This window comes from Roseobacter sp. CCS2 (genome assembly GCF_000169435.1).
GTDB lineage: Bacteria > Pseudomonadota > Alphaproteobacteria > Rhodobacterales > Rhodobacteraceae > Yoonia.
Map to the genome: position 1 here is coordinate 1,075,756 of NZ_AAYB01000001.1, position 24,501 is coordinate 1,100,256.

At 55.4% G+C, this 24,501-nt stretch carries 20 protein-coding genes; 17 read left to right on the forward strand and 3 right to left on the reverse strand.

Annotated elements, in window-relative coordinates; translation table 11 throughout:
- Positions 1-73 precede the first annotated feature (73 nt).
- The 5 genes from RCCS2_RS05500 to RCCS2_RS05520 all read left to right on the forward strand — a co-directional run bounded on the left by RCCS2_RS05500 (position 74) and on the right by RCCS2_RS05520 (position 5,426).
- Entirely contained in the window at positions 74-988 is a 915-nt protein-coding gene (locus RCCS2_RS05500; protein WP_008232113.1) for a carbohydrate ABC transporter permease, read from the forward strand.
- Positions 985-1,857, forward strand: a complete 873-nt coding sequence (locus tag RCCS2_RS05505; RefSeq protein ID WP_008232114.1) for a carbohydrate ABC transporter permease — start codon at positions 985-987, stop codon at positions 1,855-1,857. Before RCCS2_RS05500 ends, RCCS2_RS05505 begins: the two co-directional genes overlap by 4 nt.
- Positions 1,857-2,981: a Tm-1-like ATP-binding domain-containing protein gene (locus RCCS2_RS05510; protein ID WP_008232115.1), complete on the forward strand. Its 1,125-nt coding sequence runs from the start codon at positions 1,857-1,859 to the stop codon at positions 2,979-2,981. Before RCCS2_RS05505 ends, RCCS2_RS05510 begins: the two co-directional genes overlap by 1 nt.
- A 5-nt stretch (positions 2,982-2,986) precedes the next feature.
- Entirely contained in the window at positions 2,987-3,643 is a 657-nt protein-coding gene (locus RCCS2_RS05515) for a class II aldolase/adducin family protein (RefSeq protein ID WP_008232117.1), read from the forward strand.
- 160 nt (positions 3,644-3,803) lie between these two features.
- A complete protein-coding gene (locus RCCS2_RS05520) occupies positions 3,804-5,426 on the forward strand; it encodes a phosphate ABC transporter substrate-binding/OmpA family protein (RefSeq protein WP_083791149.1) in 1,623 nt (540 codons plus the stop codon).
- A 131-nt stretch (positions 5,427-5,557) separates the two neighbouring features.
- Here the strand turns inward: RCCS2_RS05520 and RCCS2_RS17860 are convergent, their stop codons facing one another.
- Complete coding sequence (locus tag RCCS2_RS17860; protein ID WP_008232119.1) at positions 5,558-6,151, reverse strand: TetR/AcrR family transcriptional regulator; 594 nt, start codon at positions 6,149-6,151, stop codon at positions 5,558-5,560.
- A gap of 99 nt (positions 6,152-6,250) precedes the next feature.
- On the opposite strand from RCCS2_RS17860, the gene RCCS2_RS05530 reads away from it, so the two are divergent.
- The 7 genes from RCCS2_RS05530 (at position 6,251) to RCCS2_RS05560 (ending at position 15,367) form a co-directional block, all read left to right on the forward strand.
- Positions 6,251-6,712, forward strand: coding sequence for a (2Fe-2S)-binding protein (locus tag RCCS2_RS05530; RefSeq protein WP_008232120.1), 462 nt, complete (start codon positions 6,251-6,253; stop codon positions 6,710-6,712).
- Positions 6,713-6,715: 3 nt separating this feature from the next.
- Positions 6,716-8,956, forward strand: coding sequence for a xanthine dehydrogenase family protein molybdopterin-binding subunit (locus RCCS2_RS05535; RefSeq protein ID WP_008232121.1), 2,241 nt, complete (start codon positions 6,716-6,718; stop codon positions 8,954-8,956).
- A gap of 185 nt (positions 8,957-9,141) precedes the next feature.
- Positions 9,142-10,035: an L-threonate dehydrogenase gene (gene ltnD / locus RCCS2_RS05540; RefSeq protein ID WP_008232122.1), complete on the forward strand. Its 894-nt coding sequence runs from the start codon at positions 9,142-9,144 to the stop codon at positions 10,033-10,035.
- A gap of 145 nt (positions 10,036-10,180) precedes the next feature.
- The gene (locus RCCS2_RS05545) at positions 10,181-11,761 is read left to right on the forward strand and encodes an ABC transporter substrate-binding protein (protein WP_008232124.1); all 1,581 of its coding nucleotides are present in this window, start codon (positions 10,181-10,183) and stop codon (positions 11,759-11,761) included.
- Between the two features lie 25 nt (positions 11,762-11,786).
- Positions 11,787-12,761 (forward strand): ABC transporter permease, encoded by a 975-nt coding sequence (locus RCCS2_RS05550; protein ID WP_008232125.1) that lies wholly within the window; start codon positions 11,787-11,789, stop codon positions 12,759-12,761.
- Positions 12,758-13,663, forward strand: a complete 906-nt coding sequence (locus RCCS2_RS05555; protein ID WP_008232127.1) for an ABC transporter permease — start codon at positions 12,758-12,760, stop codon at positions 13,661-13,663. The genes RCCS2_RS05550 and RCCS2_RS05555 overlap by 4 nt, the downstream gene beginning before the upstream one ends.
- Complete coding sequence (locus RCCS2_RS05560) at positions 13,664-15,367, forward strand: dipeptide ABC transporter ATP-binding protein (protein WP_008232129.1); 1,704 nt, start codon at positions 13,664-13,666, stop codon at positions 15,365-15,367.
- An 18-nt stretch (positions 15,368-15,385) separates the two neighbouring features.
- On the opposite strand, the gene RCCS2_RS05565 is transcribed toward RCCS2_RS05560, so the two are convergent.
- Positions 15,386-16,096: a response regulator transcription factor gene (locus tag RCCS2_RS05565; protein WP_008232132.1), complete on the reverse strand. Its 711-nt coding sequence runs from the start codon at positions 16,094-16,096 to the stop codon at positions 15,386-15,388.
- Complete coding sequence (locus RCCS2_RS05570) at positions 16,093-18,012, reverse strand: PAS-domain containing protein (RefSeq protein ID WP_198007008.1); 1,920 nt, start codon at positions 18,010-18,012, stop codon at positions 16,093-16,095. The genes RCCS2_RS05565 and RCCS2_RS05570 overlap by 4 nt, the downstream gene beginning before the upstream one ends.
- Before the next feature lie 173 nt (positions 18,013-18,185).
- Between RCCS2_RS05570 and RCCS2_RS05575 the strand changes: the two genes are divergently transcribed.
- The 5 genes from RCCS2_RS05575 to RCCS2_RS05595 are packed head-to-tail and all read left to right on the forward strand — an operon-like array spanning position 18,186 to position 24,446.
- Positions 18,186-20,147: an AMP-binding protein gene (locus tag RCCS2_RS05575; RefSeq protein WP_008232137.1), complete on the forward strand. Its 1,962-nt coding sequence runs from the start codon at positions 18,186-18,188 to the stop codon at positions 20,145-20,147.
- Positions 20,148-20,158: 11 nt separating this feature from the next.
- Positions 20,159-20,974: an ABC transporter ATP-binding protein gene (locus RCCS2_RS05580; protein ID WP_156788460.1), complete on the forward strand. Its 816-nt coding sequence runs from the start codon at positions 20,159-20,161 to the stop codon at positions 20,972-20,974.
- 26 nt (positions 20,975-21,000) lie between these two features.
- Complete coding sequence (locus tag RCCS2_RS05585; RefSeq protein WP_008232142.1) at positions 21,001-21,999, forward strand: branched-chain amino acid ABC transporter permease; 999 nt, start codon at positions 21,001-21,003, stop codon at positions 21,997-21,999.
- Positions 22,000-22,028: 29 nt separating this feature from the next.
- Positions 22,029-23,105, forward strand: a complete 1,077-nt coding sequence (locus RCCS2_RS05590) for a branched-chain amino acid ABC transporter permease (protein WP_008232143.1) — start codon at positions 22,029-22,031, stop codon at positions 23,103-23,105.
- Positions 23,106-23,159: 54 nt separating this feature from the next.
- Positions 23,160-24,446 carry an ABC transporter substrate-binding protein gene (locus tag RCCS2_RS05595; protein WP_008232144.1) on the forward strand — a complete coding sequence of 429 codons (1,287 nt, stop codon included), beginning with the start codon at positions 23,160-23,162 and terminating at the stop codon, positions 24,444-24,446.
- Positions 24,447-24,501: the final 55 nt, after the last annotated feature.

Sequence of the window (24,501 nt, forward strand, 5' to 3'; positions counted from 1 at the left end):
CCCCGATGGCAGGCCGGTGCATGTTGCATCGGCCTGCTATTTTCGCCCGCGCCGTATCAGAAAGCCCCGGATCATGAGTATCGCTCGCGCCAACCGTCTGACGCCTTATCTGTTTCTGGCACCCGCCGGTGCAGTGCTGGCCGTCGCGCTGTTCTATCCGATCTGCTATATGATCTACGCCAGCTTTCTGGACTGGAACCCCAGCCAGCGCATTGGCGAGGCAGATTTTATCGGTCTGCGCAATTATACCAAGCTTTTCAGCGATGCCGCTTTCCGCGAAAGCATGTGGGTCACTATCAAGTTTTCCATAGTCGTGGTGACCATCGAAATGTTCCTCGGCGTCGGCCTTGCCCTGCTGCTGGATCGTAACATTCGCGGTATGTCTGTGCTGCGCACCCTCTTTATCCTGCCAATGATGATCGCCCCTATCGTTGTGGGTCTGATGTGGCGCTATATGTACCACCCCACCGTGGGTATCTTTAACCGCACGCTGACGGATTGGGGGTTTGACCCGATCCCGTGGTTGGCGGATGGCGATTGGGCCTTTGCGTCCATCGTGATCGCCGACATCTGGCAATGGACCCCGTTTATTTTCATTTTGTCACTGGCCGCCCTGCAATCACTGCCCGCATCCGCGATTGAGGCAAGCAGGATTGACGGTGCCTCGGGTTGGCAGCAGATCATCTATATTAAGCTACCGCTGATGTTGCCGGTACTGATCGTCACCTTATTATTGCGTCTGATCGACAGCTTCAAAGTGCTCGAGGTTATCTTGGTCATGACCAACGGTGGACCCGGCCTATCGACCGAAATCCTATCCATCCGCATCAACCGCACCGCATCCGAGTTCCGCGAATTGGGCGAAGCGGCGGCTATGTCGAACCTGCTATTGATCGTCTTGCTGATCCTGACCTTCGCGATGTTCATCTATAACAAAGCGCAGGAATTGCGCGCCCAGCGCATGCGCGCGGTGGAGGAAGAGGCATGAGCCAGAAAACCTATGACCGCCAGAACCCGGCCTTTTATGTCCTGATTGTCATGCTGGTGATCATGGCGATTGGTCCGATCTATCTGATGCTGGTCACGTCGCTGAAGCTGAATGTCGATATCATGTCCGACACCTCCAGCCTGATTTTCATGCCGACCTTGCGGAACTACGAAACCGCCTTGTGTGATTTCCTGTGGTACGAGCCGGAGCATCTGCGCCGCTGCGATCCAACGTTTGGTCGGGCGCTGACGAATTCACTGATCATCGGTCTGGTCTCAACCGCGATTACGCTGATTATTGGCACCATGGCCGCCTATGCGCTGGTACGTTTCCGGTTCATGGGTCGCGATGTGGTGTCCATCTGGACGTTGATGATGCGTATGGTCCCACCTGCGGTTTTGCTGGTCCCCGTCTTTGGCATCTGGACCTTTCAGTTCGGTCTGGATGGGACACGCGGCGGGATCATTTTGGTTTATGTGGCGCTGAACCTGCCTTTCGTGATCTGGATTTTACAGAGTTTCATTGTGCAAGTGCCAATCCAGCTGGAAGAGGCCGCGCGCATGGATGGCGCCGGCCCCTTCCAGGTTTTCTTTCTGGTCGTGCTACCCTTGATCAAACCAGGGATCGCAGCGGCGTCTATCTTTACCTTCCGGGTGGCGTGGAATGAATTCCTGCTGGCGAACGCTTTGTCAGATCGCAACAGCCGGACAGTGCCTGTGACCATCGTGAACAGCCTAACTGAATTCGACATCGACTGGGGTGTGATCATGGCAACGGGCATGTTGCTGGCTGTCCCCCCGATCATTTTCACTTTCTTTGCCAGCCGCCAGATCATCACAGGCATGACCGCAGGGGCCGTGAAAGGGTAATGTCAGTCCTTCTTCTTGCGACCTATGACACCAAGCAGGAGGAAGCAGATTATCTGATCCTTGGGCTGATGGCGCTGGGTGTGCCCGTCGAACAATGTGACATCTCGCTGAATGCTGGCGGGCAGCACTGGTCGCCTGCCGCCAAGGTCGCCGGCATGAAGGCCGCGACAGAGCGTGCCATAGCCGAGATTAACAGCGCCCCCCAAGCCGGACGGCGCATGGTTGTTGCCATTGGCGGGGGTACGGGCGGGCAGATTGCGGTGAATGTGTTGCGGTCACTGCCATTGGCGATGCCGAAGGTACTGGTGACAACCCTGCCCTTTGATCCGCGTTATGTGATTGCTGACAGTTCTATCGTGTTGGTCCCAACGATTGCAGACCTCTGCGGGTTGAACGCAACAACGCGGGCGGCGCTTGATCAGGCGGCGGCTATTACCGGCGGGCTATATCACGCGACTTTGCCGACGGGGCCTGTGTCATTATCGCCATCTGTTGGGGTTACGGCATTGGGTGTGACAGGGCCGGGAACAGACGTGCTCTGTAACAGATTGCGTGCCGAAGGCGATGAGGTGACCGTATTTCATGCCAACGGTTTCGGGGGTGCTGCCTTTACCCGCTGGTCGCAGAACGAAGCCTTTAAGTCGGTCATCGACTATACCCCGCATGAACTGACCCGTTGCTATATCGCCGGTGTAAATGCTGATATGCCGGGCCGTTTTACCGCGATGGGCAATGTGCCGCGGGTCGTCTTGCCGGGGGGTGTGAATTTCATCGGCATGGGGCAATCAGACCTCATGCCGGAAACCTATCGCGCCCGCCCGCACTATAGCCATTCGCCCTTGTTTACGCATGTAGAATGCGCACCGGATGAAATGGAAACATGCGCCAATATCTTGGGACAAGCACTGTTACAGGCGACGGCACCGGTGCGCGTCTTGATCCCCATGGGTGGCTTTTCATCCGAAGACAAACCCGGTGGCGCCATCGAAAACCCAAAGCTGCGCGAGGTCTTTCGTGACACGCTTGCCAACCATATCGACGTGACCAGCTTGCCCGGTCACATCAACGATCCTGCCACAGCCCATGCGGCTGTTGATGCTTTACGTGAAATCACAAAGGACTAATCCCCATGTTCGACCCTTCCGATATCGAAGCCAAGAAAGACGCGCTGATTTGGTCCGCGAACCGCTGTTTTCAAGGGGGGTTGCAAACGAACGCGGGTGGCAACCTGTCGGTGCGGTTGTCATCGGGGCCCGGGATTGTGATCAAACCGTCGGGCGTTGGTTTTGCCGAATGCAGCCGTGATAACCTGCAAGTCGTGCATCTGGATGGTACGATTGAACCATCCGCGTTCAAGCCGTCCAAGGATATGGATTTCCACCTCGACCTTTACCGTATCCGGCCCGACATCAACGCCATCGTGCATTGCCACAGCCCATGGGCCACAGGCTTTGCCAGTGCCGGGATCGAGATACCTTGCCTGACCGTGCAGACCATCGAAAAGATCGGGCGGATGCCGTTGATCCCGCTGTCTGACAACGGCGGGCCGCAAACCGAGGTCGAAATCAGCCCGGTGTTTCACGATACTTCGGTGCGGGCAGCAGTGCTGGCCAACCATGGCACCATCGGGGTCGGCAAAACGCTCACGGCGGCGCAATATCTGGCTGAGATTATTGAAGAAACAGCACATATTGCTTTTGTGCGGGACACACTGATGGCAGCACATGGCAAAACGACAGCTGATTTACCAGTTTATGGCACGGCAAAGGAAGCGCGGGGCGAATAGGGCGAAAGCCACCAAGAACCTGCTTTATTGGGCTGAATTTGCGTAATAATTGCGCGAAATGCCCGGTTTTTGCGCGAAATGAGAATGATCGTCATTTTTTCACCACTTTTCGAAGTGTTATTAGTACAGTGAAGACCTGTAGCCAGTAACGGAAGAGTTTATGATGAACATTACGAAAACCAAGAATAGTCGTTTGCCTATGGCAATCGGCACAGCGCTAGGCATTCTAGCGCTCGCAACGACCCCACTGACAGCGCAACAAAGTGCGCCGATCCAACTTGAAGCAAACGACGGCAGCATGTCGATCGCAGGCCAGCTTCTGAGCTTTGAAAACAATACCTACATCGTACAGACAGAGGGCCTTGGCACGCTGCGCATCAAGGCGGGTGGCGTGACCTGTACAGGTATTTTGTGCCCAGAACGTCAAGAATACGGCCCAGAGTTTGGAATTTACGGATCGCGTACTGTTGGCACGACACTGATCCCCAATTTGCTGCGCGGCTATGCGCAGTCCGTGAATGCGACCTATGAAATCATCGCAACGGATGAAGCCGCCGAACGAATTGTCCGGCTGACAAATGCCGATGGCACATTGCGGGCAGAAATTGATTTGCAAACGCGTGGGTCCGGCAGTGCCTTTCCCGCGCTTGCAGAAGGTTTTGCCGCGATTGGTGTCGCTGACCGCCGCATGAAAGACAGCGACGTCGAAAAACTGGCCATTGCCGGTATCCCTGATCTGCGTGACACAGCGGATGAAACAGTTTTGGGCGTCGATGGTATCGTCATGATCGCCCACCCAGACAATCCGGTCCGCAACCTGACATCGCTTGAGATCGCCAGAATTTGGTCGGGTGAGATTACAAACTGGCTAGAACTTGGTGGCGGTAATGTTCCGATCACCGTGAATTCCTTTGGCGAAGGTTCTGGCGACCGTGCTGTCATGATGGATGCGCTGGTGCGCCCGAATGGCCGTGATGAAACGGCAGAAGTGGTACGCTGGAGCGCATACCAGGACATGGTTGACGCTGTGATGGCTGATCGCGGCGGTATCGGCTTTGTTGGCCGTTGGCTGGCACGCACCAATGATGTCAACCTGCTTGCTATTCGCGAAACATGCGGGCTGTTGTCCCCGCCAACTGATTTCCGCATGAAGATCGAAGGTTACGCATTGTCTCGCCGTCTTTATGCCTACACCGCACCGGGCATTATCCACCCAGAGGCACAGGCATTTCTGGACTGGACACTGACCAGCGACGCACAATCCTACATCAAGGAAAGCAACTTTGTTGACCGCGAGCTTGAGCGGATGCGCCTGGAAGACATGGGTATGATGCTGGTGCACACTGCCGCGGTCGAGCCTGACTTTGATGGTGCGCAATACTCTGACATGATGCAGCAACTGCGCAGCGCTGACCGTCTGAGCACATCTTTCCGCTTTAACACAGGTTCCAGCGTGCTGGATGTCGAATCTATCCGTAACATCGAAGAACTGGCCGCACGTATGGAAGCTGGCGAATTCGATGGACTGGAAGTGCTGCTGGTTGGTTTTGCAGATTCAGTGGGTGAGCGGGCTCGCAACACCGCCCTTGCGCAGAACCGCGCTGATGCCGTCCGTAACGTTCTGGCCGACACGCTGTCGCGTGAAAATGCACAACGTCTGCGTCCGATCAGCTATGGCGAATTGCTGCCCTTGTCGTGCAACGAAGATGAGGTAGGCCGCGAGCGTAACCGCCGCGTTGAAGTATGGCTGCGTTTGCCAAACAGCCGCTCAGTGCTGCGCTAATCATCACGTAATTTTAGAAAGGCGCCGCGTTATCCTCGGCGCCTTTTTTCGTCTCTGTCACTTATTTGGTGATACGGTGCGCGTTTCATGAACGCATTTGGAACAAGTAACCTTGTCGTCCCACAATGCGTCTAAGCCTGCTGATAACCGCGCGATTTAAGAAGCGCCATTGTCGCTTCCAGAATTGTCGCAAGGCGCTTTTTCATATCTTCCGGGTCATCGACGCCGTATTTGGCGTTTTTACTTGCCGTATAGAAGAATTCCGAAACATCCTGCACCGCAGCGGGGCCGCCTGCGTCGGTCTGCAATTCTTTATTCAACATCCCGTTTAGCAAGGCGATCCATTCTTTCTCGATCTCCGCCAATTCAGAAGCTGCGCTCATGTTCAGACCTTCAAGAATATCGGCCCAGTCCGGCGCGTTGCGTACCTCTGTAAACCAGCTCAGCGGCCCAATCCGCTGAAAAGCCGCCAGTTTTTGCTCGATGGTGCCGTGCTCGGCCCACTCCGTCTTGAGTTGCTCTAAGGTTTGTTTGCCAATCTCGCGGATCACGACGCGCAGAATATCGTCCTTGCTACCAAAGGCGTTGTAGACTGTCTGTCGTGTCACGCCCGCCTGGTTGGCTATGTCAGACATGGTTGTTTTGGTGAAACCATGGCGACCGAACATCACGCGTGCCGCTTGCACAATATTTAAGACTTTTTTCTCCATGATGCTGGTTGACATCGCGCGCACCTCAAGTCAATTTTACAATCTGTACGTATGTGTAAAAGATGTCAAATTGACTTCAATCCCCCATGTGACTGGAAACCGGAGAGCGCACAGATGAAGATCACAGTGAATGGCCAGCAGCATGAGGTTACAGTCGAAGATGACATGCCCCTGCTTTGGATTTTGCGCGATGAACTGGGCTATACAGGCACCAAATACGGGTGTGGCATCGCGCAATGCGGCGCTTGCACGGTGCATTTAGACGGGTTTGCTGTGCGGTCTTGCCAGATCCCGGCAAGCACGCTGGACGGTGCCGATATCACCACGGTCGAGGGGCTGGGCACCCCTGATGCAATGCATGCAGTTCAGCAGGCTTGGGTCGACCACCAGGTTGCGCAATGCGGTTACTGCCAATCCGGCCAGATCATGCAAGCGGCTGCACTGCTTGAAACCAACCCCGATCCGACCGACGACGATATTGACACCGTGATGAGCGGTAACCTGTGCCGTTGCGGGACGTACCCGCGCGTTCGTGCCGCTGTCAAAACGGCCGCCGCCAACCTCAAGGAGGTTTGATCAATGGGTCGCATCAAAACAATCGCCCGTCGCAGTTTTCTGATCGGCTCTGCTGCTATTGCCGGTGGCGTCGCATTTGGCGTCTACGCTGTCCGACGTACCCCTGATAATCCCTTGGAAGACGATCTTGCAGCGGGGGCTGCCACTTTTAATCCGTGGGTTCTTGTCGACAGCGAAAAAGTAACTTTGATCACCCCACATGCCGACAAGGGTCAGGGTGTCATGTCGTCCCAAGCAGCCCTGATCGCCGAAGAGCTGGATATCGAATTCGGTCAGTTCGAGACAAGTTTCGGACGCCCGTCTGGTGCCTATTGGAACCGCGGCCTTAGCCATGAAACTGTTCCGTTTGCACCGACCGACGAACGCTGGATTGCCAATACGATGCGTGACGTTGCCGGTGGTGCGATCAAATTGCTGGGCATGCAAACGACCGGTGGGTCAACCAGCATGCCCGATAGCTTTGACAAACTTCGCGAAGCGGGGGCGGTGGCGCGCGAAACGTTGAAACTCGCAGCCAGTCAGCAAGAGGGCGTACCGGTTGAGAATTTGAGCACCGCAAACGGCGCGGTCATTTTGCCGGACGGCAGGCAATTGCCTTACACGTCCCTTGCGGCGGCTGCCGCGACTGTTGAACCTGTGACCGATATCACGCTTCGCCCGCCCAGCGCGTGGCGTTTGATTGGCAAACCAATGCAGCGCCTTGATATCGTCGCCAAGTCGACCGGAACACAGCAGTTCGGAATTGATCTTGCACTAGATGGCATGGTGCATGCGACCGTCTGCACATCCCCACGGCGGGGCGGTACGCTTGATGGATATGACGCGACCGAGGCTATGACGATGCGCGGGGTCAGCGATGTCCTTGAGGTTACCAATGGCGTGGCCGTTGTTGCTGACAACACGTGGCGCGCCATTCAGGCCATAAATGCGATCAAGTTCGAATGGGGTCCAGCCCCCTATCCGGCAGAGCAAGCGGATCACTGGCAAACCCTTGAAGACAGCTTTACCGATGCGCGTTTGGATAGCACATGGCGCGATGATGGTGATGCCGCATCAACTTTGGCCGATGGTGATATTGTTGAAGCTACCTATCGTTCGCCCTACGTCGCGCATGCCCCGTTAGAGCCGTTGAACGCGATTGTTTTGGTCAAGGATGACAGCGTCGAAATTTGGGCCGGCCATCAATCACCGTCGCAGGTTTTGATCGAAGTTGGTAAAATTACGGGCCATGATGCCAGCCAGATTACGTTCCACAATCAGTTTATAGGTGGCAGTTTTGGTCACCGGCTAGAGTCTGAATTCATCAAGCAGGCAACCGAAATCGCAAACCAGATGCGTGGCACACCGGTCAAATTGACCTACAGCCGGGAAGAAGATTTTGCGCAGGATTTCCCACGCCACCCGGCGATCGGGCGCGCGCGTGGCAAGGTTGATGATGGCAAGGTGGTTGCGATTGACCTTGAAATTGCAGGCACGTCGGTTTTGACGTCACAACTGGGGCGGCAGGGCATATCGCTGCCTATGGCAGATCCGACCTTGGCTGCCGGTGCCTGGAATAACCCGTATGATGTCCCGCACTACAGGGTGCGTACATACCGCGCGCCCGAACTGATGCCGGTATCAAGCTGGCGGGCGGTCGGGGCACCGGGTGCTGGCTTTATCTTTGATACGTTTCTGGATGAATTGATCCATGCCGCTGGTGCCGACCCGATAGAAGAACGCATCAGGCTGATGGGGCATGACGTATCGCGCAAAGTGCTTGAAGCCGTGGCAGAAATGTCTGACTGGGGCGGCCCATTAGGCGAAAATCAGGCCAAGGGCGTCGCCTTTATTGAAAGCTTCGGTGTGCCGACAGCAGAGGTCGTTCAGGTCACCAATACCGACAGGGGTATCAAGATCGATAAAGTCTGGGTGGCCTGTGATGTGGGCACAATCATTGACCCGATCAACTTTGAAAATAACGTCCAAGGGGGCGTTGTGTTTGGCCTTGGTCATGCGATGAATTGCGAACTGACTGTGTCTGACGGAAAAGTCGAACAGTCCAACTATCACGCGCATGAGGCGATGCGGATGCATCAATGCCCAGAAATATTCGTGCGCGGATTAGAGAACGGAACACAGGTGCGTGGCATCGGCGAACCACCCGTACCACCAGTAGCACCCGCGCTAGGTAACGCGATATTCGCGGCCACCGGTCAACGTATTCGCGAGATGCCATTCTGGAACCACGTCGATTTCGCCTGAGAACAGCAATTATGTTGCGAAAGGCCATCGCGGCTGTGGTAATATCTTGGCTTTGCAGGCGGTCTTTCAACGCGGTCTGAGCCAAGCTATGGCCGGATACATTTATGACTTGGACTGGTAAATTGTGCTAGGTGGATGCGTCTGACGTGATCCGCACCACATCTTGAAAGGAACCTGTCATGAGTATGAACGCGGGCATCTTTGGCCTTGGTTCTATGGGCTATGGCATGGCGCAATCTTGCTTGCGTGCAGGGCTGAATGTCCATGGTTTCGACGTGATGCCAGACCCTGTTACGCGTTTTGTGTCAGAAGGCGGAAAGCATGGCCGCATTGCAGATGTTGCACCCGCCCTTGACGCTATTGTCGTTGTTGTACTGAACGCCGCACAGGTAGAAAGCGTCCTGTTCGGAGCAGAGGGCGTCGTGCCCCAATTGCGCGAAAATGCCGTTGTCATGGCTTGCGCCACTGTTCCGCCAGAGTTTGCAAAGGACATGGAACGCAAATGCAATGCTTACGGCGTGCACTATCTTGATGCGCCGATTTCCGGGGGGGCGGTCAAGGCGGCAAAGGGTCAATTAAGCATCATGGCGTCAGGCAGCGCTGCTGCATTCACAGCGCTTTCACCGGTTCTGGATGCGACGGCCGAGACTGTGTTTCGCCTTAGCGATGCGGCTGGTGCGGGCTCTGCCATGAAGGCGGTCAATCAACTTTTGGCTGGTGTTCATATTGCCGCAATGGCCGAGGCGCTGACCTTTGGCATGACGCAAGGCATCACACCTGCCACATTTATTGAGGTAATTACAAAATGCGCGGGCAACTCTTGGATGCTGGAAAATCGCGCGCCGCATATTGTGGCGGGCGACTATACGCCCCAGAGTCAGGTCAATATCTGGCCAAAGGACCTTGGCATCGTGCTGGAAACCGCAAAAGCGTCGGGTTTTCATGCCCCGATCACAGAAACAGCGCTGGCACAGTATCAGCGTGCGGTTGAGATGGGGCTGGGTGGCGAAGATGATGCCGCTGTGGCCAAGGTCTATGCCCAGAATGTCGGGCTAGATTTGCCGGATGACCAGTCATGACTTTAATCTTTAAGCATGGTGAAATCGCGATCACTTCTTCACTAAAAATTGCATTGCCTGGTGGCTTGGGACGCTCGAAACCACTTGACCTTGCGACAATTTGACCCCGTACTTGATCAGGCACAACGCCTCGGAGGGACACATCATGACACAACGAAATCTGCGCCAAGCGGCCTTATTGGGCGGCGTACTCAGTCTTTGCGCCATAGGGGCGTCTGCTGAAACCCTGCGCTGGGCCTCAACCACTGATCCGCAAACCATGGACCCGCATGCCGTGAACTCTGCCCCGGTACTGTCCTTTTTGAATAACATTTACGAAGGTCTGGTCCGCCGTGGGCAGGATATGTCGATTGAGCCTTCTTTGGCGACGTCTTGGGAACCGCTGGAGGGCGAAAATGGCTGGCGCTTTAACCTGCGCGAAGGCGTGACCTTTCAGGATGGCGCGGCCTTTACCGCAGAGGATGTGATGTTTTCCTACCAACGCGCGTCAGATGAGGCCGCAGATGTGCGGTCTTGGTTCGCGCCTGTGTCAGAGGTGCGTGTTGTCGATGATTTCACGATTGATTTTGTGACCACAGCGCCGAACCCGTTGTTCCCGGATTCCATCGCAAACTTTATGATCCTTGATAAGGATTGGGCCGAAAGCAATGACGCGGCCTTGCCCGCCCGCGATGCAGAGAATTTTGCCACAATGAATGTGAACGGCACGGGTCCTTTCACCGTGGCAAGCCGTGATCCCGGTGTGCGCACCACATTGGTGCCAAACGATAACTGGTGGGATGAGGTGCAACACAATGTGACCGAGACGGTGTTCACGCCGATCGGGAATTCTGCCACGGGCCTCGCTGCTCTTTTGTCGGGTGAGATCGACTTTATCCAGCCGATCCCTTTGCAGGATGTGGAACAAGTCGAAGGCCGTGAGGGCTTTAAGGTGCTGGAGGGCGAAGAAACCCGCGTGATCATGTTTGGCTTTGGCCACGAGCATGACACGCTGCTTTACTCGTCCGACGTGACCGACGCAAACCCCTTCACCGACCCCCGTGTCCGTTTGGCTGCCGCCCATGCGATTGATATCGCGTCCATCGACCGGGTGCTGTTCCGGGGTAAAATTGAGCCGGCCAGCCAATTGGTGCCTGCCGGTATTTCCGGTTTCTCAGAGGCCAATCAGGACCGCCCCGCGTTTAACCAAGAACGCGCGCGCGAACTGTTGGCCGAAGCAGGCTATCCTGATGGTTTCTCGTTCGGTCTGAAGTGCACGAATGACCGTTATATCAATGATGAGGCGCTTTGCCGTGCCGCTGCATCCATGTTTGCCGCTGTTGGTTTGAACGCCGAACTCTCCACCGGTCCAGTGCGCGATTACTGGCCACAGCTGCGCGAAGATGACTTTGATATGTATCTTCTGGGCTGGTCCCCTGGCACGTTTGATATGGAACACCCGATCCGCTTTCTGATGCATAGCCAAGACGATGAAAAGAAGCTGGGTTCCTGGAACTTTGGCAACTATTCCAACGCGCGCGTTGATGAGTTGCTGCCGCAGATCCAGCAAGAGATTAACCCCGCTGCCCGTCAGGCCATGATTGATGAGGTCGTCGCGATCACGCAGGAAGAGGTCGCCTATATCCCGCTTTATACCCAGCCGCTGATCTGGGCTGCGAAGGACAATATTAATCTGACGCAACGTGCTGACAACTTCTTTATGCTGCGTTGGGTGACTGTGAACTGATCACCCAAAAATAAGCAAAAAGGCGATGGTCTATTTCATTCTCAAGCGGCTTGTGCAGTCCGTTTTCGTGATGCTGGCCGTCGCCTTTTTGGCCTTTTCGCTATTCCGCTTTGTCGGTGATCCGATCACGCAGATGACCGGGGTGGAAACCTCGGTCGCCGATCAGGAACGGCTGCGCGATGAATTGGGGCTGAATGATCCGTTCATCCTGCAATTTGGCCGGTTCACCGGCGACATGTTGCAAGGGGATTTCGGCTTTTCCTATCGCACCCGCCAACCGGTGGCCGAGATGATCGCAGACCGCATTCCCGCGACGCTTGAACTCGGTATCGTCGCGCTTCTGATTTCGCTTTTTGTGGGCATTCCTGCGGGGGTATACACTGCCTTGCGACCGCGCGGTATTGCGACCCAGACGATCTTGATGACGACCCTCGTGGGGGTATCTATCCCGACATTCGTGATTGGAATCATGCTGATTTTTATCTTTGGGGTGCAACTGGGGTGGTTGCCTACTTTTGGGCGCGGGGGCACCGTTCAAATCGGCGGCTGGGAAAGCTCGCTATTTACCGTTGAAGGCTGGCGCGCTTTGTTACTGCCTGCCATCACCTTGGGTGTCTATCAACTGACCTTGACCATGCGCCTTGTCCGGGCCGAGATGATGGAGGTCATGCGCACCGATTACATCCGCTTTGCAATGGCGCGCGGCGTGCCGATGCAAAAGCTGCATTACAAACACGCGCTGGCCAATACGATGGTGCCTGTGATTACGATCATCGGGCTGCAATTTGGTGGTGTCATCGCCTTTTCCATCGTAACCGAAAGCGTCTTTCAATGGCCCGGCATGGGGTTGCTGTTTCTAGAATCCATCCGCTTTGTCGATATACCTGTAATGGGGGTTTATCTGGTCGTCATCGCGTTTTTCTTCGTGCTGGTAAACCTGATTGTCGACTTGCTCTATGTGGCGATTGATCCGCGCCTAAGGGTGAGGGACGTGCAATGATCGCCTTTATCAAAAGGTATGAGGGCCTGTGGCTGTTCGTTCATTCACCCGCCGCAATTGTCGCGGCAATTGTCGCGACGCTGATCATATTAGGTGCGGTTTTCGCACCATGGCTGGCCTTGGTGAACCCATACGATCTCGCCTCATTCAGCCTGTTCGACGGTCTTCTGCCTCCGGTTTGGGAAGAAGGCGCGAACCCTAGATATTTGCTGGGGACGGATGATCAGGGCCGCGATATGATTTCGTCCATCCTTTACGGTGCGCGGTTGTCGCTGGTCATCGGGTTGTCGGCGCTGACCATTGCAGCAGTTTTGGGTGTCGGGCTGGGCCTTGCTGCGGGCTATTATGGTGGCCGGTTCGACGCCATCGTCATGCGGATCGCGGATGTGCAACTGGCGTTGCCTGCCATCCTGACCGCCTTGCTGATTGACGGGATCGCGCGGGGTATTCTGCCTGCCGCCGTGCAGCAGGATTTGCGCGTCGCGGTGCTGACCCTTGCGATTGCGCTGTCGCTCTGGGTGAATTTTGCGCGGACGGCCCGCGCCTCGACCTTTGTGCAGATGAATAAGGAATACGTGCAGGCGGCGATCATGATGGGGCAGCGCCCATCGCGGATCATGTTTGTGCATATTCTGCCGAATATCTTGGGGCCGCTATTGGTGATCATGACGGTCGATCTGGCCTCGGCCATTTTGTTAGAGGCGACACTGTCGTTCCTTGGCATCGGCCTGCCTGCGGACAGTCCCAGCCTTGGCACGTTGATCCGTATTGGGATGCAGTTTCTGCTATCGGGTGAATGGTGGATTTTGTGGATACCGACCCTGTTGCTCGTCGCCCTCGTGGTGTCGATCAACATCCTTGGCGACTTCCTGCGCGACGTCTTTAACCCGAGGCTGCGCTAGATGCTGACGATCACGGACCTTGCGGTAAAGTTCCCGTCACGCTTTGGCGATTTCACGGCGATTGAAGATGTGGATATGGTGATCAAACCGGGCGAGATTCACGGGCTGGTTGGCGAAAGCGGGGCGGGGAAATCCACCGTCGGGGCTGCCGTCATCGGCCTGCTGCAATCGCCGGGGTATATCGCGCATGGGTCACTGACCTTGGGCGATACGGACCTGCGCACATTGACGCCAGAGCAGGCGCATGCTGTGCGCGGCGACCGGATTTCGATGATCTTCCAAGATCCGCAAACCAGCCTGAACCCTTTGATGACGATCGAAGATCAGCTGATCGAAACCATTCAAGCGCATGCGGACGTCAGCACCGCCGCTGCGCGCCAACGCGCTGTTGATCTGCTGGAAGAGATCGGGATCAAGAATGCGGCTGAACGGATCAAAGCCTATCCACACCAGTTTTCAGGCGGGATGCGGCAGCGCGTGGTTATCGCTTTGGCGATTTGCACGGACCCGGAACTGATCATCGCGGATGAGCCGACCACAGCGCTGGACGTCGCGGTGCAATCCCAAGTCCTTAAGCTGATCCAGCGGCTGGCCAAGGATCGCAAAATCGCCTTTATGCTGATCACGCATGATATCGGTGTCATCGCACAGGTCGCTGATCGTGTGACAGTGATGCGCAAGGGCCGCGTCATGGAAACAGGTGAGACAGCGCAAGTGCTGGGCGCCCCACGTCACCCTTACACCCGCGCGCTGATGGATGCGGTTCCGCCCTTGGATTACCGGATTGATCGCTTCCGTGTACCGCAAGAGGAAGGTGCCGACTTTGAACGGTCACTTGGTCAGAAGGCTGAAGACTGGTTACTGGCGGGCGTGCAGGGCGCGCCTACCGGCCTGACCTTGCAAAACTTGTATGTCCGGTTTGCAGGGCCGCGAACATCGCTGTTTCGCAAACCAGAGCCGTATGTCGCCCTCAACGATGTGTCGCTGACCGTGCGCCCGGGGTCCATCATGGGGTTGGTCGGTGAAAGCGGGTCTGGCAAATCAACCCTTGCCAAAGCAATCACAGGGCTGGTGAAACCCAGCGACGGCACCATGATTCTGGGCGATGAGGTGTTGCCGGGCGGCAAGGCGCGCGACAGGCATCACCCGTCGCGGCAGTTGGTGCAAATGGTGTTTCAGGATCCATACTCGAGCCTGAACTCGCGGCATCGCATTGGTGCAGTCCTTGAAGAACCGCTTTGGTTTTATGGGTTCGTGAAAGATGCTGATCAGCGAAAAGAACTCGCCGCATCCATGCTCGCACTTGTGGGCATGCAGCCTGATGCGATTGACAAATACCCGCATCAATTCTCTGGCGGGCAAAGGCAACGAATTGCTGTGGCCCGAGCGCTGTTGGCACGGCCAAGGTTCTTGATCTGTGATGAGCCGACGTCAGCGCTTGATGTATCAATTCAGGCTGAAATCCTGAACCTACTGAAAGATTTGCAAGCGAAATTCGGACTGACTATTCTGTTCATCAGCCATAATCTGACGGTGGTCCGGCAAATGGCAGATGACACCGCTGTTCTGCGCAATGGCAAGATCGAGGAAATTGGCAAGACAGAAGACGTCTATGAAAGACCGCAAGCGGCCTACACTAAATCGCTGTTGGCCCTTACCCCTGTGATGCAGCGCGCATCATTCGCGGTTGCGGCCCACGACTGAATCCGGGCGGCATGCGCGCTATCCCTCTTTCACTTCAGCGATAAAGATATAACCCGCGCCATAAACGGTCTTGATAATACGGGCGTTTTGCGCGTCATCGCCTAGTTTTGTACGCAGCCGCGACACCTTAACGTCGATGGATCGGTCATAGGCGTCATCTGCGCTGCTTCCCAGATAGTCGAGGATCTGTTCACGTTTAATAAGCCGGTTCGGCGAGGCGAGGAACATTTTCAGTATCTCATTCTCGGCAAACGTCAGGCTTTGGTTTTCACCTGTTTCTTTTGTAAGCTGGAGCAGATTAAGGTCTGCCGTCCATCCGCAAAACTGAACTGTCTTGGCGTCACTTTTCACAGATTCGGCGTTTGTCCTGCGCAGGATAACACGCAGGCGAGCAATGACTTCCTCGACCTCGAACGGTTTGATGATGTAGTCGTCAGCACCAAGCTCTAACCCCACAATCTTGTCCTGTGTCCGCGACCTGCCGGAAATGATCAGGATGGGCACGTCTGACTGGCTTGCAAAGCGGTGAACAAGGGCAAGGCCATCACTGTCGGGCAATCCAAGGTCGATGATGCAGGCATCCGGTGTTATCGTTTTGCAGGCCTGTTCAAAATCTGCCGCGCGCCCGAAGGACCGCACCCTGAACCCCGCCTGTTCCAGGGCATCAGATAGAATGCTCCGAATTTCCGGGGTGTCATCAAGAACAGTGACGAGCGGGGCAGGTTTCATGTGAGTGTCACTTCATGCATTTCCGCCGACAGGGCATCAAATTCGAACGGTTTGTGCAAGACCCGGTACGCCTGCGCCGCAGCCAGACATTGCGGATCGTCCTGCGGTAGCCCGGTGATGATCAAGACTGGCAAATCGCTGCGGCGTTCGCGCAGGTATTGGGCCAGTTCAAACCCGGTATCCCTAGTCTTGAGTATCAGATCGGTGACAACGAAAGTGACATCGCCGACCAAGGCCAGTGTTTTTGCTTCTGATACGTTGTCAGTTTCCACAACTGCATGTCCCATGCGTTGCAGGTAACTTCGCACAGTCTGCCGGATGTCGACATTATCTTCGACCAGTAAAACCACACCGGGAACAACCGGTTTTGCTGGCAGATACGGCACAAGCATCGACACTTGCGCACCGCCCGTTTCGCAGTTTGCCAGCCGCACAGTTCCACCGCTCGACCTTGCAAAATCAAAGGTCGTCGATAGGCCAAGGCCCCGCCCGGTCCTGTCAGATTTGGTCGTAAAAAAGGGGGCCAGCGCATTGCTAAGCGCATCAGGTGAAAAGCCGGGTCCTGTGTCTTTGACACAGAAGGTAAGGAAATTTGCGGGATCAACTGACACTGAAATTGTCACGGTTCCCTCGCCTTTAATCGCGTCTATGGCATTCAGAACAAGATTAAGAAGGGCATCCTGCGCAAATCCAGCATCTATCATCAAGTGTGACGCGGTGACGTGATTATCAACGATAAGAGTGATCCGATCAGGTACGGCGGCTTGTGCCAGAAGGGTCATCTTTTTGATGAAACTACTGAAATCGGTCAGGCGCGTGTTGATCGTGCGTTGTGTATCCAGTTCACCAAGGCCTGCAATCAGATCACCACCACGTCGCGCAGCCGATTTGATGGTCTCAATGTATTGCAAGGCCTCTTCGGGCAGGCCGTTTAGTCGTGACAACCTGTCTTGTTCACCCAGAATAATCGTCAGCAGGTTTCCAAAATCATGCGCCAGCCCGCTGGTTAGCTGTGCCGCCAGTTCCCGCCTGCGCGTGTGCGCCAAAGCTTGGCGGGCGCGCACCTGTTCGGTCACATTTGTCGATAACAGGTAGGCGCCGACAACCTGATAATTTTCATCAATGTCCGGCGTGAACGCGACGCGATTAAACCGCCCCACTTCCTTGTGTTCAAACTCTACCACGGGCGCATCACCCCGCAAAGTGGCTGCAAAGGCGTCTGAAATTTTTTCGAAAACTTCTGGCCCCAATGCATCGGTCATATGTTTCCCAACGATATCGTTTGCGCGGCCAGGCACGATCGAGTTCAGCTTGTGATTGGTATAAGTATAGATCCCGTCACGATTGACCCGCGCGATATGCGCCGGGATCATGGAATTGGTGAGGTTAAGCCGGGCTTGCGACGCCAGTAGCTGGTGCTTGGTTTCCTCAAGGGTCGTGACCGTTGCGGTCAACGTCCGGTTCGCACGGGCAAGCTCCTCTGACCGTGAGATAAGCTCTTCTGATAAGTTGGCAGAGCGCGAGCGCAGCAATGCTTCTTGTGTTTTCAACTCGGTAATATCGGAATAAACAGCCACCCATCCGCCGCCTTGAAGCGGGCTGCCCTCTACCGAAATCGTGGTGCCATTGGCACGGGTCCGTTCAAAATAATGCGGCTCAAACGCCTTGGCTTGCGCGACCCGTTCAGCCAGAAAGCTGTCCACATCATCAAGCTCTCCGTAATCGCCCCGTTCTGCCAAGATCCGCAATGTTTCTTCGAACGATCCACCGGGTTTCACCAAGGCATCAGGCAAACCAAACATACGTTGAAATTGCAGGTTCGCCAGCACCAGCCGCAAGTCCTGATCATAGATCGAAATCGCCTGTTTGATCAGGTTCAAACCCGCTTGGATCAGGGTATCGTGGTTTGCGGACATATGCGCCATCCCATATCTGTAACAGCAACGCGGCCCGCCACAAGAGCAGGTAAAGCTTGCAAGGTTTCGCAACATTTCGGATAAACTTCTGTAAAACTTGTCTGTCACAAAAATATCTGAAGACCTTTGGGAGGACGATCGAAGGTCATTCGGGATTGCGTTTGGGAGGATGCATGACGGATCAAAACCCGCCAGAGGGACTTGTGTCTGTGCCGCATTTGCTGGCGCGCAATGTACAGCTATATGGCAACAAACCTGCGTATCGCGAAAAGGAATTCGGGATCTGGCAAAGCTGGACTTGGGCTGAAACCGCCGACGAGGTTGAGGCGCTTGCCCTGGGTTTGCTTGATCTGGGCGTGAATGTCGGTGACCACGTTGCCGTTATTGGCCGCAACCGTCCTGCCCTTTATTGGTCCATGGTTGCGGTGCAATCGGTGGGCGCTGTGCCAGTCCCCCTTTATCAGGACGCTGTTGTCGAAGAGATGACTTATGTGCTGGAAAACTGCGGTGCGCGCTTTGCCATTGCGGGTGATCAGGAACAGGTCGACAAGATTATTGAGGCGCAGGAAACGGTCCATGGGATTGACCATGTGATCTATTACGACACCCGCGGGATGCGCAAATATGATCATAGTGAGATCACGTCCTTTACCGATATCCAGAACGAAGGTCGCGCGGCCAAGGCGCGTCTGTCCAAGGAATTGAACACACGCCGCGATGCCCTTGGTTATGACGACACCTGCGTCATGCTTTACACGTCTGGCACCACCGGTCGGCCCAAGGGCGTGGTCCTGTCTAACCGCAACGTCATCGAGACATCCAAGAACTCTTCAGAATTTGACCATCTGAGCGCGGGAGAAGAAACGCTCGCTTATCTGCCGATGGCTTGGGTCGGCGATTTCATCTTTTCCATCGGTCAGGCCTATTGGTCAGCGTTCTGCGTCAACTGCCCGGAAAGCGCCGAGACAATGAACGCCGATTTGCGCGAGATTGGTCCGACTTACTTCTTCGCGCCACCCGCAATCTTTGAAGGGCACCTGACCCAAGTCATGATCCGCATGGAAGATGCCAGCCGGTTCAAGCGCTGGATGTTTTCCTATTTCATGGAGCATGCCAAAACTGTCGGGCCGCGTTTGTTGGATGGAAAACCCGTCGGCTTCAAAGACCGCATGCTGCATCGCATCGGCAAATACATGGTCTATGGTCCGTTGAAAAATCGGCTTGGCATGAGCAGGGTACGCGTTGGCTATACGGCAGGCGAGGCGATTGGGCCGGAACTGTTTGATTTTTATCGAAGCCTTGGGATCAACCTTAAACAGCTTTATGGGCAGACCGAGGCGACGGTGTTTATCACCCAGCAACCTGATGGTGAGGTGCGGTCGGACACGGTCGGCGTGCCGTCACCGGGTGTTGAATTGAAGATCGCGGACAATGGCGAAGTCTTCTACCGCTCACCGGGCACATTTGTGGAATACTACCAGAACCCCGAAAGCACCGCGTCGACGAAAGACCCCGAAGGCTGGGTCGCCACCGGCGATGCCGGGTTTATCGAGGAAACGTCAGGACATCTGCGCATAATCGACCGGATCAAGGATGTGTCCAAAATGGCGGACGGCAGCATGTTTGCCCCCAAATACATCGAAAACAAGCTCAAGTTCTATCCCAATATCCTAGAGGCCGTTGTCTTTGGCGCCAGCCGCGACCGCTGCACAGCCTTCATCAACATTGATCTGACAGCGGTGGGCAACTGGGCCGAGCGGAACAACATCGCCTATTCCAGCTATCAGGAACTGTCACAGCATCCGCAGGTTTTGGATACGGTTCTAGCGCATGTGAATGCGGTGAATGAAAGTGTCTCACAAGATGAAATGCTGGCGGCCTGCCAGATCCATCGTTTCTTGGTACTGCACAAGGAACTCGACGCTGATGACGGTGAAATGACCCGCACCCGCAAAGTGCGGCGCGCGGTGATTGCCGAGAAATTCAATGACCTGATTGATGCGCTCTATGATGGGTCCGACACCATCTATACCGAAACCGAAGTCACCTATGAGGATGGGCGCAAAGGCAAGATCAAAGCCACGCTTGATATCCGCGATGCCACCGTGATTGCGAAAACACAGGTGGCGGCATGAACGAAGCGGTGATGGACAAAAATGCGCCCTACGTGACCGAAGACGGTCGCCAGATCGGCGGCGTCATGATGGACCTGCGCGACATTACCCTGCGCTTTGGCGGGGTTGAGGCGATCAAGGCGATCAGTTTCGATATCCGCGAAGGCGAAATCCGTGCGATTATCGGCCCGAACGGGGCAGGCAAATCGTCCATGCTCAACGTGATTTCAGGCTTTTACAAACCGCAGGAAGGCGAGGTTTACTTTCGCGGTCAGAAACGCCCGCCGATGAAACCTTATCAAGTGGCCCGCCAAGGGGTTGCGCGCACATTTCAGAACATCGCGTTGTTTCAAGGCATGTCGGTGCTTGATAACGTCATGACGGGGCGTATGGGGCATATCAAAAGCAACATGCTGGCGCAGGCGATCTGGGCGGGTAAAGCCCAGCGCGAAGAAAATGAAAACCGCGAGGCGGTAGAGCGGATCATTGATTTTCTGGAGATTCAGGCGATCCGCAAAACGCCCGTGGGCCGCTTGCCTTATGGCTTAAAAAAGCGCGTTGAACTGGCACGCGCTTTGGCCGCTGAACCTGATCTGCTGCTGTTGGACGAACCTATGGCCGGCATGAACGTCGAGGAAAAAGAGGACATGAGCCGCTTTATTCTGGACGTAAACGATGAATTCGGCACCACAATCGCCTTGATTGAACATGACATGGGCGTGGTCATGGACCTGTCCGACCGCGTCGTCGTGATGGATTACGGACGCAAGATCGGCGACGGCACACCCGACGAAGTGCGGAATAATCAAGAGGTGATTGATGCGTATCTGGGGGTGGCCCATGATTAATTCTGGCATCTGGTGGAGGGCGTCTTATGTCCGCTGATTTCCTGTACGGCATCGAGGTTGTCATCAACGGTCTGATGGCGGGTGTGCTTTATGCGTTGGTCGCCCTTGGGTTTGTGCTGATCTACAAAGCTTCCGGTATTTTCAACTACGCTCAAGGCGTAATGGCCCTGTTCTCGGCCCTGACATTGGCCGGGATCATGTCGGGCCAGGTGCCCTTTGCCCATCTGATCAACGCAATCTTTGGAACGGATATCCACTATTTTGGCTGGAACGTCCCCGTCCTTGCTGCGATTATCTTGACGCTAATCGTTATGGTGATCTTTGCTTGGTGCGTGCAGCGGTTCGTCTTTCGACATCTGGTTGGGCAGGAACCAATTATCCTGTTTATGGCTACTATCGGGCTTGCGTACTTCCTCGAAGGGGTGGGCGATCTGATGTGGGGGTCTGATATCAAGACGCTGAACGTGGGTCTGCCACAGGGTGGGTCTCGCTTTGTCGAGGACGCCACCGCAGGCCTTGGTGGCGACGACTTCTTTGGTTTCTTCATAGATAAGCTGGATATGGTGGCGACGGTCGTCGCGATCATCCTTGTGGCCGGGCTGATTGCCTTTAGCCAATATACCAAGCAAGGCCGCGCGATGCGCGCTGTGGCCGATGATCACCAGGCGGCGTTGTCCGTGGGTATTTCGCTGAACTTCATCTGGGTGCTGGTGTGGTCGCTGGCGGGGCTTGTGGCGCTGGTTGCGGGCATCATGTGGGGGGCGAAATCCGGTGTACAGTTTTCGCTGTCCCTGATCGCGCTCAAGGCCCTGCCGGTGCTGATGCTGGGTGGTTTCACGTCGATCCCCGGCGCGATTGTCGGCGGGTTAATCATCGGCGTGGGTGAGAAGCTGTTCGAGTATTTGATTGGTGCGCCTTACCTTGGCGGTGCGACAGAAAACTGGTTCGCCTATGTGCTGGCGCTGCTGTTCTTGGTGTTCCGCCCACAGGGGCTATTTGGGGAGCGGATTATTGAACGTGTATAACAAGACAATCCGCGTGAAGGGGGCGACTAATGCTCTATCGTGAGGCCGGTGATTTCAAGACGACCTATGTCGCGGACAACCAGACCTTCCCGCTCAAGCTGGACAGGATTGGGTTCTGGGTCACAATGGCCGTCGCATGGCTGGTGATCCCTTTCGTGATCAACGACTATTGGGCAAGCTCATTGCTGGTGCCCTTTCTGATTTACGCAATTGCGGCGATTGGGTTGAACATTCTGACCGGATACTGCGGGCAGGTATCATTGGGCACAGGCGGTTTCATGGCTGTAGGGGCTTATGCCTGCTACAAGCTGATGACCTCGTTCCCCGATGTGAACATCATGATCCATATCGTGCTAGCCGGTGGGATCACCGCGATGGTTGGTGCGGCTTTCGGCTTGCCCAGCCTGCGGATCAAGGGGTTCTATCTGGCGGTGGCGACACTGGCCGCGCAGTTCTTTCTTGTCTGGCTTTTTAACAAGGTCAGCTGGTTCTACAACTACTCTGCCTCAGGCCAAATCAGCGCGCCTGAACGTCTGGTGGCAGGCGTTGCCGTGACCGGACCCAGCACGCCCGCTTGGGCGCAATATCTGATCTGTCTGTTCTTCGTCACGGTCTGCGCGATCATTGCACGCAATCTGACGCGGGGCACATTAGGGCGGTCCTGGATGGCGATCCGCGACATGGATATCGCGGCCGAAATCATAGGTGTGAACCCTTTGAAGGCGAAATTGACCGCCTTTGCTGTCAGTTCCTTCTTTGTCGGTATCGCAGGCGCGCTGTTCTTTGCAGTCTATCTAGGGGCCGTCGAAGTGGGCGAGGCCTTTGGCATTCAGAAATCTTTCCTTGTCTTGTTCATGATCATCATCGGCGGCCTTGGGTCAATTTTCGGCAGCTTTGCAGGCGCTGCCTTTCTTGTGCTACTGCCCGTCGCACTCAAGTGGATTGGTGTTGATGTGATGGGTTGGCCCACCGACCTTGTCGCCCATTTCCAACTGGTCATCGTTGGCGCGCTGATCATGTTCTTCCTGATCAAGGAACCGCATGGATTGGCGCAGCTTTGGCGGCTGGCGAAAGAGAAACTACGGCTTTGGCCGTTCCCGCATTGAACTGGGTGAAAACACCCAAACGACTATCGGAAAACCTATGGGAGGAGAAAACCGATGAAAATGAAGAAACTGGCCGCTATGGCCTTGGCGGGCACGATTGCCGCCACACCAGCGATGGCCGAACTGGTCATCCCTGACCTATCGTATCGGACAGGGCCTTATGCGGCGGGCGGCACGCCTTTCAGTGATGGCTATCAGGATTACTTTAACCTGCTGAACGCCCGCGATGGTGGCATTGGTGGTGAGCCGATCCGCATTGTTGAATGCGAAACAGGCTATAACACCGAAAAAGGTGTGGAATGCTACGAAAGCACCAAGGGCGAAGGCGCGTTGATCTATCAACCGCTGTCCACTGGGATTACCTATCAGATCATCCCCAAAGCGACGGTTGATGAAATCCCGATCCACACAATGGGCTATGGCCGCACGTCCGCTGCCAATGGCGAAGTGTTCAACTGGGTCTTTAACTACCCTGCAAACTATTGGGATGCCGCATCTGTGATGGTGAACTACCTGCTAGAGGAAAACGGTGGTGATCTATCAGGCAAGAAAATCGCGCTGGTCTATCACAACTCGGCCTACGGCAAGGAACCGATCCGCACATTGGAAGAACTGTCCGCCATGCACGGGTTTGAGCTGAGCCAACTGGCCGTTGACCACCCGGGTCAGGAACAAAAATCGCAGTGGCTGCAAATTCGCCGTGAACGTCCTGATTACGTTCTGATGTGGGGCTGGGGCGTGATGAACCAGGTGGCCGTGCAGGAAGCGGCCAACATTGGTTTCCCGATGGAAAACTTCATCGGGAACTGGTGGGCCGGGGCCGAGCATGACGTGACCCCAGCGGGCGCAGGCGCTGATGGATACAAGTCGCTGAACATGAACCGGATTGATGCAAGCCTGCCTGTGTTTGCCGAAATCCAATCGCTTGTGCATGAAGCAGGCAATGCCGCCGGTGACGGATCGAACGTGGGTTCGGTGCTATACACACGCGGCATGTATGCCGCGATGCTGGCGGCAGAGGCGATCGCAAAAGCGCAGGAAATCCACGGTGTCTCTGACGTAACCGCCGCAATGGTACGTGATGGCATGGCCGCGTTGGAAATCACCGAAGCACGCATGGCTGAGTTGGGGATGTCCCAGATTGGGCCGGAATTCAGCGTGTCATGTGAAAACCACGGCGGCTCTGGCTTGGGGATCGTGCAGCAGTGGAATGCGGCTGATGGTCAGTGGGTGGCACTAACCGATTATATTGCGCCCGATGACAGCGTGATTGATCCGCTGATCGCCGCGGACTCGGCTGCTTTCGCTGCTGAGAACAACATCGAGCCGGGCTGTCTCTAAACACTAATTGGGTGGCCCTTTGCCGGGCCACCCTCCCTTCGCAATCAAATGATGG

Coding starts and splice junctions, on each gene's coding strand:
- RCCS2_RS05590 (WP_008232143.1), top strand. CDS start 22,029: ATGCTCTATCGTGAGGCCGGTGATTTCAAGACGACCTATGTCGCGGAC.
- RCCS2_RS05595 (WP_008232144.1), top strand. CDS start 23,160: ATGAAAATGAAGAAACTGGCCGCTATGGCCTTGGCGGGCACGATTGCC.
- RCCS2_RS05530 (WP_008232120.1), top strand. CDS start 6,251: ATGAAGATCACAGTGAATGGCCAGCAGCATGAGGTTACAGTCGAAGAT.
- RCCS2_RS05510 (WP_008232115.1), top strand. CDS start 1,857: ATGTCAGTCCTTCTTCTTGCGACCTATGACACCAAGCAGGAGGAAGCA.
- RCCS2_RS17860 (WP_008232119.1), bottom strand. CDS start 6,151: ATGTCAACCAGCATCATGGAGAAAAAAGTCTTAAATATTGTGCAAGCG.
- RCCS2_RS05500 (WP_008232113.1), top strand. CDS start 74: ATGAGTATCGCTCGCGCCAACCGTCTGACGCCTTATCTGTTTCTGGCA.
- RCCS2_RS05585 (WP_008232142.1), top strand. CDS start 21,001: ATGTCCGCTGATTTCCTGTACGGCATCGAGGTTGTCATCAACGGTCTG.
- RCCS2_RS05515 (WP_008232117.1), top strand. CDS start 2,987: ATGTTCGACCCTTCCGATATCGAAGCCAAGAAAGACGCGCTGATTTGG.
- RCCS2_RS05520 (WP_083791149.1), top strand. CDS start 3,804: ATGATGAACATTACGAAAACCAAGAATAGTCGTTTGCCTATGGCAATC.
- RCCS2_RS05565 (WP_008232132.1), bottom strand. CDS start 16,096: ATGAAACCTGCCCCGCTCGTCACTGTTCTTGATGACACCCCGGAAATT.
- RCCS2_RS05545 (WP_008232124.1), top strand. CDS start 10,181: ATGACACAACGAAATCTGCGCCAAGCGGCCTTATTGGGCGGCGTACTC.
- RCCS2_RS05550 (WP_008232125.1), top strand. CDS start 11,787: ATGGTCTATTTCATTCTCAAGCGGCTTGTGCAGTCCGTTTTCGTGATG.
- RCCS2_RS05535 (WP_008232121.1), top strand. CDS start 6,716: ATGGGTCGCATCAAAACAATCGCCCGTCGCAGTTTTCTGATCGGCTCT.
- ltnD (WP_008232122.1), top strand. CDS start 9,142: ATGAACGCGGGCATCTTTGGCCTTGGTTCTATGGGCTATGGCATGGCG.
- RCCS2_RS05505 (WP_008232114.1), top strand. CDS start 985: ATGAGCCAGAAAACCTATGACCGCCAGAACCCGGCCTTTTATGTCCTG.
- RCCS2_RS05570 (WP_198007008.1), bottom strand. CDS start 18,012: ATGTCCGCAAACCACGATACCCTGATCCAAGCGGGTTTGAACCTGATC.
- RCCS2_RS05555 (WP_008232127.1), top strand. CDS start 12,758: ATGATCGCCTTTATCAAAAGGTATGAGGGCCTGTGGCTGTTCGTTCAT.
- RCCS2_RS05560 (WP_008232129.1), top strand. CDS start 13,664: ATGCTGACGATCACGGACCTTGCGGTAAAGTTCCCGTCACGCTTTGGC.
- RCCS2_RS05575 (WP_008232137.1), top strand. CDS start 18,186: ATGACGGATCAAAACCCGCCAGAGGGACTTGTGTCTGTGCCGCATTTG.
- RCCS2_RS05580 (WP_156788460.1), top strand. CDS start 20,159: ATGGACAAAAATGCGCCCTACGTGACCGAAGACGGTCGCCAGATCGGC.